Origin of the sequence: Litoreibacter sp. (assembly GCF_039974535.1) — a bacterium.
GTDB lineage: Bacteria > Pseudomonadota > Alphaproteobacteria > Rhodobacterales > Rhodobacteraceae > Litoreibacter.
The window spans coordinates 192113-204522 of the sequence record NZ_JBDWIU010000001.1 but is presented as its reverse complement, the minus strand read 5'-3'; the positions used below and the strand labels follow the sequence as shown (position 1 = coordinate 204522).

The following is a 12410-nucleotide window of genomic DNA, read 5'->3' as shown; positions in this document are numbered from 1 at the left end:
TGTACGATGCGCGATGGTCGCAATGTGCTTCAAATCGGTCCTGAAGCTCTCCAGCTGGGATGCCATCGAGGCGGCGTAGTCCTGCCGGATCGTGTCCAGTTCCGCGTTCAACTTCTCGCTCAGCCGTGTCGGCTTGCCAGTCTTCATGGAAGATTTCTCCTTTCAAACGCCAGCGCTCGCCGGTGTCGGGGTCTTGAGCGGTCAGATAAGCCTTGCCGATGCGAGGCAGGTCGAAACCAGCGTCCGCAAGTGCGTCGACCATGCTGGCGCGGTCAGTGATTAAGCCAACGCTGATCTGGTCTTGCAGCCACGCGTGCAGTTCGTCACGGCCTTGGGCGCGGGTTGGGGTCTCGATGGTGTCGCGAACCTCTTGCGTGCGCTCCAGCTCCATCGGATCGGCCCAGCCGTGGCGCTGGTTCATCACGTCGCGCAAGCTATCGAAAGCGTCCTGATAGCCGGGCGGCGCGATGTTGAGGCTCCGCCCCGAGGTCAGTTCTAGGCGGGGTGTGCAGAAGTGAAGCTCGACGCGGTCTTCGTGGGTATGTCGGACCCAGAGCACGTCATATTGCGTCGGGTCCAGCCCCGCGAAGGCCAGACGCTCGAACCCGTCCATGACCTCGGCTTGCTGCTCTTCTGTCGGTGCATCCTCGGCGGCAAAACTGATCACGCCAGCGCGGTAGGTCCATTGGTGGCGGCTGGCGTCGATCAGAGCCTCGGTGCGGTCGGGATTGCCGCGCAGGACCTCCGGCAAGGGATCGCGGGTGCCGGTCACCGGCCGGCCGTCGGCATCGCGGATCAGGTCGCGGTTGTCGTCATAGGCCAGCACCTTGTCCGCGACGAGGTAGCCGACCGGACCAGCACCCGCGCCCTTGCCGTTGCGAAAGAACTTGATCAGCATCGGCGCGCGGCCTCGACGATCTGGGCAAGCTGGCGTTCGATTGTCAGCAAGCGGCGCGCAACGGTCAGCGCGTCGAGGTCCACGCGGCCCGCCAGCATCGCGCGGTTCAGCCAACGAGCGATCTGGTTAAGGTTGCCGCCGATGCGCCCGACGGCCAGCACGAGCGCAGGATCAACGCGGGGGATGGGCTTGCGGCGGCGGGCCTCAGTGAGGCCCAGAGCCTCGTGCAAAAGGGTCGCAGCGGGCAGGCCAGCAGCCTCGGCCTTGGCGCGCAACTGGGCCTTTTCTGCGGCTGTGCATCGAAAGACAAACGTCTCGGTCAGCGGCTCTTTGGTGCGGGCTCTGCCCGCGCCGGTGGGGTTCGAAGGGGAGGCTTGCCGCCCCTCGCAAGGTCCCGTGTCAGCAGCGCCAGCGTATGACATGGGTCGCCTTGCTGTTTGCTCTTCGGTGGGATCGGTTGCGGTCATGATCTGAGGCCTGCGGCTTGGATTTGGGCCTGTGTCACCAGCTTTGAGGCAAGCAATGCGGTCACTTGGGGCGCAGTGATGTGTCTGCACATCGGGCTGCGGTCACTGATCCAACACGCCAGCCGCGCATGGTGATCGGCCTGCAAAGCTGCCGCCTTTTCTCGGTCTTCTGCCTGCTTCTCGACATATGCCTGCCAACGCCGCGACTGAAACCAGTTGTCGGAAAAGCAGACCTTGGCGCGGGTGAAGCCTGCGCTGTCGGTGGCGTAGGCTTGGACCGCTCGCAACAAATCCTCCGGCGGGGTTCCTTCCTTCGTGGCTTCTTCGATCTGGGAAAGGCAGGCCGCTTTGCCTCGCAATCGGTCCGATGGATACGCCGCCAGAATCTCCTCAGCTTCTGAATCCTCCGCCGCCTCGCGCCTGCGCGAAGGTGGTTTATGGATGGTTTTAGGATGGTTTGGGGGCCGTGGTGGCCCCGGTACCCCGGCCACAGTGGCCCCCGTACCGGGGCCAGACTGGACGGGGGCCACTGTGGACCCCGTCTCAATCTCGGGCTCCAGCGTGGGTTCGAGCGCCTCAACCTTGGTCAAATCGATCCGGTAAACGACGGTGAATCCGTTCTTGCAGGTGCGCGAACCGGTCTCGACGAGGATGCCTTCCTTCAGGAACGCGCGTACAGCTCGCTTGACTGTGGTCTCCCCCAGCTCGGTATGCCGCTGGATCGTACCCTTGGAACACCAGATGCCGGAACCATCGTCGCTCGCCTTGTCAGCCAGAAACATGATGATCTGCTTACGTGTCGCGCTGCCGAACTTCCGTTCCGCGCATGTGTTCGCAACCCGCCAGCTCATTGAAGGGCCCCAAAGTGATCAAACACGTGCGGATTTTGTACAGGTTTTGTACGAGATTTTCGCCGTTTCAGCAGAATTCGGCACGAAAGCTCTCGGGACTTTCTGCAAGCTTCTGCAGAACCCCTTGCAAATAAGCCATATTTTTCAGGTGTTTTTGGCGACCCCGGCAGGATTCGAACCTGCAACCTGCCCCTTAGGAGGGGGCTGCTCTATCCAGTTGAGCCACGGGACCACTCATTCTGTATCGCGTAATAAGTGCACTACAAGCAAGCCTTAACAAGAAGTCAGTTGTCGCTTGGAGACGGCATGCTTTAACGTTATCGTGGCACATACTCACAAGTGAACGAGATACCCTGTGGTCGAACGCTCCAGCCCTGAATACCGCCACCGGCTAACGCTTCGGGATGTGTCCGAAGCCTCTGGTGTTAGCGAAATGACCGTTAGCCGCGTCTTGCGAAACCGCGGCGAAGTCTCGGACAAAACCCGTGAGAAGGTTTTGCTCGCAGCACGCCAGCTTGGGTATGTTCCGAACAAAATCGCGGGAGCCTTGGCATCTAATCGTGTAAATCTGGTTGGAGTTATCATTCCTTCCCTGTCCAACATGGTTTTCCCAGAAGTGATGATGGGGATATCTAAGGTATTTGACGATACTCCGTTGCAACCCGTTGTGGGTGTCACCGACTACGGCCCCGAGAAGGAAGAGAAGGTTATCTTTGAGATGCTTTCTTGGCGACCATCGGGCCTGATTGTTGCTGGCTTAGAACATACTGAATCCGCCCGCCGGATGATGGAAAACTCTGGCATTCCTATTGTTGAAATCATGGATGTGGATGGTGATGCGGTCGATGCCTCTGTTGGCATTTCTCATACGCGCGCCGGTCGTGAAACCGCTAAGGAAATATTGAGCCGTGGATACCGCAAGATTGGGTTCCTTGGCACCAAAATGCCTTTGGATCACCGAGCGCGAAAACGCTTTGAAGGGTTCGAGGCCGTTCTGCGCGAAAGCGGGTTAAGTCTGGAAGCAGAAGAGTATTACTCCGGTGGCTCCGCCCTTGCCAAAGGTCGGGAGATGACAGGAAATATCCTTGAGAAAAACAAAGACCTCGATTTTCTATACTATTCCAATGACATGATCGGCGCCGGCGGTTTGCTATACTGCTTGGAAGCAGGGTACGACGTGCCGGGGAAAATTGGCTTGGCGGGGTTTAACGGCGTAGATCTCATTGACGGCTTGCCGCGCAAACTTGCCACCATGGACAGTTGTCGCGCTGAAATAGGCAAGGCGGCGGCTGAGCTGATTGCAAATGAAGCTGAAGGTATTCGTGGCGCCGAAAAGCGGATCGAGATTTCGCCAATATTTGCCCCGGGTGATACCCTGAGAGCCGCCAGCTAAATATGAGATTTAGCCTGACGCCGACATGCCAGCTCGCAGTTTAAAGTGGCCCCGAACAGCACGACCCATGCGCTAATGTAGAACCACATCAATAGTGCGACCACCGCCCCGATAGAGCCGTAAACCTCATTATATTTACCGAAGTTCGCTAGATAGAGCGAGAAGGCCCAAGACGCCCCCCCCCAAATCACCAGCGCGACCAAAGCGCCGATAGATATCCATCCCGCCTTGAGATGTTCCGCATTATGGTTCGGGCCAAATCGGTAAATCAACCCAAGCCCCATGATGACGGTGGTGGTCACAACGACCCAGCGCCATGTCTCAAAGGTGTTTTCGGTCAATTCTCCTAAAGGAAGCAAAGCCAAGGAAATTGGGAAGATCACGATCCCCGCCAAGGCGACCAATGACATGGCGATCAGGCAAACAGTCAAAATCAAAGCTGCCACTGCACGTTTAAATCCCGTGCGTTGAGGTGCTGAATAGACGGCATTTAGCCCGCGAATGAGCGCAGATACCCCCGCACGGGTTGACCAAAGTGCGGCCCCTAAGGAGATCAATGTCGTATACCCTAAGGTAGAATCGTTGGCCTGAATGAGCGCATCGACCTGAGCCTCAAACAATCGGAACGCATCCGCGGGGATGAACCGCTGCAGCAAGGTGATCTGATCGTCGATAAGCACCGGGTCGGAAAACACGCCCCAAAATGCGATCAACGCCGCCAACGCAGGAAAGATCGCCAACATAGCGTAGAACGCAACCCCTGCCGATATCAGGCTAAGGTTGCGCGCATCCATCACCGACAGCAGATCGCGAATGAAGCGGTATGCACTGTACAAATGAAGAATTGCGTTCACGCTTACTCACTCATCTCAAAACCTTGACGTCCAATCGAAGCGTAGGCCTGAAAACCGGCTCTTTTAGCATCCTTCGCCGAATATACATTGCGAAGATCGGCCATACGCGGGGTCGCCATCTTTTTGGCAATCTTTTTCAGGTCCAAGGCACGAAATTCGTTCCACTCGGTCAGGATAACCAAGGCGTCTGCGTTTTGTGCAGCCTTGTATGCGTCATCCACCCAATTCACCCCAGGCAACAGATCCTGCCCTTCACGTAGGCCCTGAGGATCGACCACACGAACCTTTGCGCCACCTCCCACCAATGCGGGCACAATTGTCAAAGCTGGGGCATCTCGCATGTCGTCTGTGTTCGGTTTGAAGGTGACACCCAATACGGCTATTGTTTTCCCGTTGAAGGTCCCTTCACAAAGATCGCGGAGCTTCTCGATCATGCGGGCTTTTACGTTGTCATTCACACGCATCACCGTCTCGGTAATTTGCATGGGAACCGCGTGTTCCTGACCAATGCGCGCCAAGGCCGAGGTGTCTTTGGGGAAACACGACCCACCATAGCCCGGGCCTGCGTGTAGAAACTTATTGCCAATACGCCCATCCATCCCGATCCCACGAGACACTTGCTTGACGTCCGCGCCAGTTTTCTCACAAAGAGCCGCGATCTCGTTGATGAATGTAATCTTGGTCGCAAGGAACGCGTTAGCCGCGTATTTGATCATCTCTGCGCTTTCCAAGTCGGTTGTGACGATTGGGAAGTCGCGCAGGTATAGGGGGCGATATACTTCCGCCATCACCTCAGCCGCGCGGTCATTTTGGACACCGACCACGACGCGGTCAGGCTTCATGAAGTCATCAATTGCGGCACCTTCACGCAGAAATTCTGGATTAGAAGCGACATCAAAATTCAAATCCGGCGCCGCTTTGCGGACCACCTGTTTAACATGGCGATTGGTCCCCAAAGGGACCGTCGATTTAGTTACGATAACGGTGTAGTCGTTTCCTGCGATTTCACAGGCTTTCGCAATGTCCTCGGCGGCGGCGTACACGAACGTCAGATCAGCGTGCCCGTCCCCACGACGCGTTGGGGTCCCAACCGCGATAAACACCGCTTCCGCGCCTTGGATGCCCGCTTGAAGGTCTGTTGTGAATGACAGCCGGCCTGCCTCCACATTCTTTGCCATCAGATCATCAAGTCCGGGCTCGTAGATCGGAACCTCACCTTTGTTGAGCATCTCGATTTTCGCAGGGTCGCGGTCAACGCAAACTACGTCATGGCCAAAATCCGAGAAGCAAACCCCAGACACCAGCCCGACATATCCCGTGCCAATCATCGTGATTTTCATAGCGACCCCCTCAACTTATTCATCTGCAAGATAACAAGTCTTTAACGCCATTAAGAGAACGCGTCACATCTGCTGTAAGCGAGTGAAAAGTCAGCGGTGTTTATGCGCCACACCTTGGGTGATCACACGAACGTTTTGAGAACGATCCAAAGGTCAAAGCAAAGACTGCGGTTGCGTTGATATATTAGGTCCAGCTTCGCTTTGCGAGGAACGCAACGCTCCGCATACACTTTGTCAGTTTGTTCCGGCGTCTCGCAGTTTTTGATGAGCATTGTCTCATGCGCGTGAAACACCGATGAGGCCAAGCCCGTTATCCCAGGCCGACTTTTCAAAACTTTTGAGTAGGTCTCTGGGAACCGCTCAACATACTCCCTTAAGGGCGGGCGCGGCCCAACCAAACTTATATCACCTCGTGCAAGGTTCCAAAGCTGGGGGGTTTCATCAAGCCGAGCGCGGCGTAGAAAGGCCCCTAGACGCGTAACGCGATCGGATTTGTTGCCACCTGACACGCCTTGGTCTTTTAACACCGTCTTCATGGTCCGAAATTTTACCAAGTGAAAGGCATGTGCTGGCGTCTTCATTCGCTCAGCGAAATAGAACACGGGTCGCCCGTCAATAATGGCTATCGCGATTGCCGTTACGACCATTACCGGCGCTAACAAAATGGTTAGAAACACCAGTACGGCCAAATCGAACAGTCTCTTAGATAACGTCATTGTAGTGCCCCCGAGGTCAGAAGCTCCGCTACCATGTGTTGGGCATGTCCGGCAAGAACGTCCTCTCCCACAATCCGCGCCAATGCCATGCAATCAAGGGTGATATGCTGTGTCTTCACACGTTCTTGCGGCGCAGGTGACCACATCCACGGCACGTCAGCAGCATCTAGCAGATCTGCCATCTCAACAGGTTTCAATGCTGCGCAATTCAATATTGGCGGAAGCGGCTGGTCAACATGTGCTAACTTCCAAAGACACTCTGCAAGAGATTTAGGGCCAATGTAGGACCGACGAGGGCCAAACCCGTCCGCAAACTGATCTAGACGCTTCGGAGTATCTGACGTCGTTCCCAGCAACGCATCTGCACCTGCTACATTGCCGATCCGAAGGCAGCAAACCTCCACATCAGTATTTAGCTCGGCAACGACACGTTCCATCTCTAACTTCGCACGACCATAGGGCGTGGTCGGAGCAGGCGCTCTGTTTTCATTTAGGTTTTCATCCAACGGATACACTGCTGAGGAGGAAGCCAATATTACCCGCGGGATGCCTGCTTGCGAAGCCGCAAGCACAACAGACGCTGCGAGGTTGGCCGTTTGCGACATGTCCCCACTCGTGGACGGGGTCGATCCTAGCATCGCGACTATAGCGCGCATCCCTTGGTGTCGTTGATTGAATTCGACCAACGGCCGCGCGCCATCTTCGATCGGTGACCATGTTAGGTCATTGTCATCATTTCGGGATTGGGTGAGGACATTTTGGGCGTTCGCCCAATGTGCTTGCAGCAACTTTCCCACACGTCCCGACGCTCCCATCAATAGGATCGGTTGGCCCGAAATCGTAAACATTGGATCGTTAGCCGTCGAGGTCAAACAACGTCGTCCAACTCTGCATCAGCGATGTGGAAGCCATCTACATTGCTCTCAATCACTGCGCGTAGGGCTACAGGATCATTTGCTGAAATGGCGGTACGGATTTGTTTTAATATCCGAACCATCTCGATTTCTGACAAGCCGCTTTCCTCCGCCCGCATAATTTTCTCATGCGGCGTTGGAAGCATATTGTCACCAATCAACAACTCTTCATACAGCTTCTCACCCGGGCGCAGCCCAATGATTTGAATATCGATGTCGCCAGATTGGTTGGTCGTATCACGAACACTAAGTCCGGTCAGTTCGACCATCCGGCGAGCAAGATCGCGAATATTTACAGGAGACCCCATATCCAGCACAAACACATCGCCACCAGTCGAATATGCCCCTGCGAGAAGCACCAACCTAGCCGCTTCCGACACGGTCATGAAGTAACGGGTGATCTTGTTGTGCGTCAGCGTAATTGGTCCGCCAGCAGCAATCTGCTTTTGGAACAACGGAATGACTGAACCCGATGATCCCAATACATTTCCGAACCGGACCATTGCGAACTTGGTCGTTTGAGAACGGGTTTGAAGGTCTTGGATCGCCAATTCAGAAAGCCGTTTACTTGCACCCATAATATTTGTTGGGCGAACCGCTTTATCAGTCGAGACGAGAATAAACCGCTCAACACCAGCTTCCTGAGCCGCTTCTGCAGTAGTCAAAGTCCCAAACAGATTGTTTCGCAGGCCTTCAATTTCATTGTCTTCAACAAGCGGCACATGCTTATAAGCGGCCGCGAACAACACGATATCAATCTCAGACTCGGCAATGACATTCGTCATTCGATCTTTGTCACAAACGGAGCCTAGACGCGTCACCAGCTCAACCCCGTGCAGTGCGGCCAGTGGCGTCAGTTCTCGCGAAATCGTATAAAGGGCGTACTCTGAGTGATCTATCAGCGTAAGCCGTTGCGGGCCGCACATGATCACCTGTCGGCACAACTCCGAGCCGATCGAACCACCAGCTCCGGTGATCAGAATGCGACGGCCCGCGTAAGCCCTCGCAACTTCGGGCGTTTCTAGATCCACTTTGTCACGGCCCAGCAAGCTTTCCGGCGTCACTGGTCTCAAATTTGATGCTAGGCCGGTTCCCTCGACTAACTCGCTATATGTCGGTAACGCGTGAACTTCGCTGCCCAGTCCAGTTAGCTCTTGTATTAAGCGGCGCATCTTGGGCTCTTTGGTCGATGGCATAGCCAGCAGCACCCGCTTCACGCGTCCATCTTCCACCATTTTTTTCAAATCTGAGCGAGAGCACACTCCCATCCCGGATACGGTCATGGTCTGCAACGTCACATTATCGTCCACGAAGGTAGCTGGTTGCATCTGCAAATCTTTGCGAAGTGCTCCAAGTAGCTGAATTCCCGCTGATCCCGCGCCGTATATTGCGACGGGTATTCTGTCTTCACTTCCACTTTTGCGATTTACAAGAAGGTTCCGTCCCAACGTGCGAATGCCAAGATGCAGCAGCAGAAACACCAGACCGGTTAGAAGACCTGAAGCAACAGAAAACTTTTCACCACAAAGATAGTTTATACCCACCGCCATAACCGCTACCGAAAGAGCTGCGTAGGCTCCTCGGCGCATGTCATGGGATTCAAAGGCCGCAAGCTTAATGCGATTCAAACCGATGTAAATAAACGTCGGGATCGACAAAAGCGTCAAGACGACAAACGGGACTGCAACCAACCAATTTGGAACATCAGCATCTGCAGAATCTAAAAGGATCAGCAGCGAGAAAGCTAAACTAATAGGCACCAGTACAACATCTATCCCCAACAGAATATGGTGCTTGATGCGACGAGGCTGGTCAGCAAGAAAGTTTAGCATAATAGGTCGGTCCCCTACCCTCACGCTGTCGAATAATTAGGTAGATCAAAGGCGTGCGGGTTCACGCACATTACCTGTCACACCCGCAATCGCGCAACCGTGATTTCCCGTGTTTAACGGGGAAAAGGCAAAATCAAAGTGCATCTGCCAAAATTTTGTACTCTATCGGAGGAATGTCACTAAATCTGGTTAACGCAAATCCAAAATTCTACCGAAAACCTGCCGAAAAACCGCAAGGGAATGACTAGTTTTCGCCGATGTACTGGCCGAATCCTGCGTTTATTTAGCAAAACCATCCATAATGGAGCTATGCGCTCCGACATCAGCGAGCTGACAATATGCCGAAATCACCGGCACTCTAAACCGATCATCATTCGCAAGTTTTGCGTCAAACACAGCATCTAAACTCAACAGGTTTTCGGCCTTTTGTGTCGCGGATACTCCCGCATCAGACGCGGCCCTCAGAGCATCGGCTAAGGGGTCGCGAACATCGATCTTCTGGCCATCTTCGTCAACTCCACCAACGTAATGCATCCAACCTGCAATCGCGAGCGCTATGCTTGAAATGGGGCGCTTTGCATCAATGCTTTCTTGAGCCACCCCCAGCAACCTCTGAGGCAGTTTCTGCGATCCGTCCATCGCAATTTGCCAAGTTCGATGCCGTATAGAAGGGTTCTGATAGCGCTCTAACAAGGCCGCGCAATAGCTCGATAAGTCTTCCCCTTGGGGTGGCTTCACTGTCGGTACGATCTCGTCGCGCCAAAGCTGCCCTAGATAATTTGCAAAATCAGGGTCAGATACCGTTTCCGAAATTGTTTCGAAACCCGCAAGATACCCAAGGTAGGCCAGCGACGAGTGCGTCCCGTTCAAACAACGCAATTTCATCGCCTCGTGGTCCTCAACACTGCTTACGAATTGAGCGCCGCTAACGTTCCAATGTGGGCGCGCACCATCCACGAATTCATCCTCAATCACCCATTGACGGAAAGGTTCGTGGAAGACACATGCCGGATCGTAATACCCCTCGTCGTTGGTTACGCGCTCAATATCCGCTTCAGTTGTGGCGGGGGTGATCCGATCAACCATGGTGGAGGGGAAGGACACCTCATCCTCAATCCATCTCGCCAAATTAGGGTCGATTTTGGCCGCCAAAGACACAACAATTTTCTTAGCCAGCTTGCCGTTTGATGGAATGTTATCGCAAGACAAAACAGTAAATGGCCTATGGCCTAATCCACGGCGACGCGACAGGGCTTCCACGATATATCCCGGCGCGGATCGCGGTGCCTCACGGTTTGCAATGTCATGAATGATATCGGGGTGATCCAGTTTTAATTGCCCCGTGGATGGCTCGTAACAGTACCCCTTTTCAGTAATCGTCAAAGAGACAATCCGGATAGCCGGATCAACCATTGCATCAATCACAGCGGAAGGGTCTTCTGGGGCGACCAGGACGTCCGAAATGATGCCGATAACTGTTGAATTAGACTCTGATGGGCCAAGTGATACCGCCGTATAGACCCCCTCTTGTGGTTTAAGTTGGTCCCGTGCGGTTGGACTTCTAAGCGACACTGCAATGACACCCCAATCCCCGCCCTTCTGTTCAACCGCTTCTTGCGTATAGATCGCACTAAACGCTTTAAAGAAAGCGCCCGGCCCTAGGTGAACAATGCCAGGTTTAATCTTGGGGGAGCGGCGTGCGAGGCGAGGGGTATCAGTCAAAGTTTATTCCTTAAAGCTTGTAGGCAGTTTTCGCGAGACCATAGGCCAAATCATGGGCGACCTCATGGGCGTCACTCATGCTCAGTCGCCCTGTTTCAACCAATTCGGCCAAGTAGGCGCAGTCAGAACGGCGCGCGACATCGTGGCGGGCCGGAATGGAGCAGAACGCTCGCGTATCGTCATTGAAGCCCGCGGTGTTGTAGAATCCGCAGGTCTCGGTTGTGGCTTCACGGAAACGTTTGATACCCTCAAAACTGTCGAAGAACCACCAAGGCGGACCCAGTTTCAGGGAAGGGTAGGCACCTGCAAGGGGGGCAAGCTCACGGCCGTAGACAGTCTCGTCCAGCGTGAATAGCAACACCGTCAGGTCAGGCTCCATGCCAACCGCATCCAGCAGTGGTTTTAGCCCACCGACGTAATCCGTGCGCTTCGGGATATCGAACCCTTTATCACGCCCATATTCAGCGAACACCCGACTGGAGTGGTTGCGAACGGATCCCGCATGGATTTGCAAAACTAGACCATCGTCCAAGCTCATCTTGGCCATCTCAGTCAACATCTGCCCTCGAAACGAGTCTGCTTCGTCGGCGTTGCAGGTACCAGCAATTGCCTTTTGGAACAGAGCCTCTGCCTCTGCCACATCTAGGTTCTCGGTTCGTGCCGTTGGGTGCCCATGGTCGCTTGCCGTTGCACCATGTTCTTTGAAGAACGCTCGACGCTTGCGGTGGGCGTTCAAGTAGCCCGTCCAAGTCGTCGTAACCTCGCCCGTCAGTTGCCCAAATAACTCGACGTTTTCGGCGAAGCCTTCGAATTCTGGATCCACGACCGCGTCGGGACGATATGTGGTCACCACGCGGCCGGCCCAGCCGCTTTCCATAATGGCCTTATGCGACTGCAAATCATCCAAGGCACCTTCGGTCGTGGCCAAGCACTCCACGCCAAACGATTCGAACAGCGCACGCGGACGGAAGGCATCCAAGCCAAGCTGCGTGTCAATGTGATCATAGTACTCATTGGCCGTGTCAGCATTTAGCGGCACATCAATGCCAAACACATGCTCAAAGGAATGGTTCAACCACATGGAGGACGGCGTCCCCCGAAACAGGTGGAAGTGTTGTGCAAACAGCTTCCAAATATCACGTGGATCAACCTCCGGCTTGGTGCCATCCGCGCGTGGCACGCCCAACGCCTCAAGGCTCAAGCCTTGGCTAACCAGCATCCGAAACACATAATGGTCGGGCACAACCAATAATTCCGCCGGATTTGGAAATCTCTCATTCTTTGCAAACCAGCTCGGGTCGCAATGTCCATGCGGGCTAATGATGGGAAGATTTTCGATCCCCTCGAACAGGTTACGCGCAGTGCTGCGTAGCTTTGGTTCAGACGGGAAAAGCCGATCAGGATAGGTTAACGGCATGTGCTG

At 54.6% G+C, this 12410-nt stretch carries 11 protein-coding genes and 1 tRNA gene; 1 reads left to right on the top strand and 11 read right to left on the bottom strand.

Annotation, left to right across the window (positions count from 1 at the left end; translation table 11 throughout):
• The 4 genes from ABJN86_RS00955 to ABJN86_RS00940 all read right to left on the bottom strand — a co-directional run.
• On the bottom strand, positions 1–898 hold an 898-nt coding region (locus ABJN86_RS00955), incomplete at its 3' end, for a relaxase/mobilization nuclease domain-containing protein (protein WP_348431836.1).
• Complete coding sequence (mobC, locus tag ABJN86_RS00950) at positions 892–1365, bottom strand: plasmid mobilization relaxosome protein MobC (RefSeq protein ID WP_348431833.1); 474 nt, start codon at positions 1363–1365, stop codon at positions 892–894. The genes ABJN86_RS00955 and mobC, both read right to left, overlap by 7 nt.
• Entirely contained in the window at positions 1362–2216 is an 855-nt protein-coding gene (locus ABJN86_RS00945) for a hypothetical protein (RefSeq protein WP_348362673.1), read from the bottom strand. Before ABJN86_RS00945 ends, mobC begins: the two co-directional genes overlap by 4 nt.
• 155 nt (positions 2217–2371) lie before the next feature.
• Positions 2372–2448, bottom strand: a tRNA-Arg gene (locus ABJN86_RS00940).
• Between the two features lie 123 nt (positions 2449–2571).
• Here ABJN86_RS00940 and ABJN86_RS00935 point away from each other — a divergent pair.
• Positions 2572–3609 (top strand): LacI family DNA-binding transcriptional regulator, encoded by a 1038-nt coding sequence (locus ABJN86_RS00935; RefSeq protein WP_348362675.1) that lies wholly within the window; start codon positions 2572–2574, stop codon positions 3607–3609.
• Here the strand turns inward: ABJN86_RS00935 and ABJN86_RS00930 are convergent.
• From ABJN86_RS00930 to uxaC, 7 genes are all read right to left on the bottom strand, one after another.
• Positions 3606–4463: a YihY/virulence factor BrkB family protein gene (locus tag ABJN86_RS00930; protein WP_348362677.1), complete on the bottom strand. Its 858-nt coding sequence runs from the start codon at positions 4461–4463 to the stop codon at positions 3606–3608. The genes ABJN86_RS00935 and ABJN86_RS00930 overlap by 4 nt on opposite strands.
• A gap of 2 nt (positions 4464–4465) precedes the next feature.
• Complete coding sequence (locus ABJN86_RS00925; RefSeq protein ID WP_348362678.1) at positions 4466–5803, bottom strand: UDP-glucose/GDP-mannose dehydrogenase family protein; 1338 nt, start codon at positions 5801–5803, stop codon at positions 4466–4468.
• Between the two features lie 122 nt (positions 5804–5925).
• The gene (locus tag ABJN86_RS00920; protein WP_348362680.1) at positions 5926–6519 is read right to left on the bottom strand and encodes a sugar transferase; all 594 of its coding nucleotides are present in this window, start codon (positions 6517–6519) and stop codon (positions 5926–5928) included.
• Positions 6516–7367, bottom strand: coding sequence for an NAD-dependent epimerase/dehydratase family protein (locus ABJN86_RS00915; RefSeq protein ID WP_348362681.1), 852 nt, complete (start codon positions 7365–7367; stop codon positions 6516–6518). Before ABJN86_RS00915 ends, ABJN86_RS00920 begins: the two co-directional genes overlap by 4 nt.
• A gap of 20 nt (positions 7368–7387) precedes the next feature.
• The gene (locus ABJN86_RS00910) at positions 7388–9265 is read right to left on the bottom strand and encodes a nucleoside-diphosphate sugar epimerase/dehydratase (RefSeq protein WP_348362683.1); all 1878 of its coding nucleotides are present in this window, start codon (positions 9263–9265) and stop codon (positions 7388–7390) included.
• Positions 9266–9544: 279 nt separating this feature from the next.
• On the bottom strand, positions 9545–10987 hold the full coding sequence (locus ABJN86_RS00905) for a mannitol dehydrogenase family protein (RefSeq protein ID WP_348362685.1): 1443 nt from the start codon (positions 10985–10987) through the stop codon (positions 9545–9547).
• Positions 10988–10997: 10 nt separating this feature from the next.
• Positions 10998–12404 carry a glucuronate isomerase gene (gene uxaC, locus ABJN86_RS00900; RefSeq protein ID WP_348362687.1) on the bottom strand — a complete coding sequence of 469 codons (1407 nt, stop codon included), beginning with the start codon at positions 12402–12404 and terminating at the stop codon, positions 10998–11000.
• Positions 12405–12410: the final 6 nt, after the last annotated feature.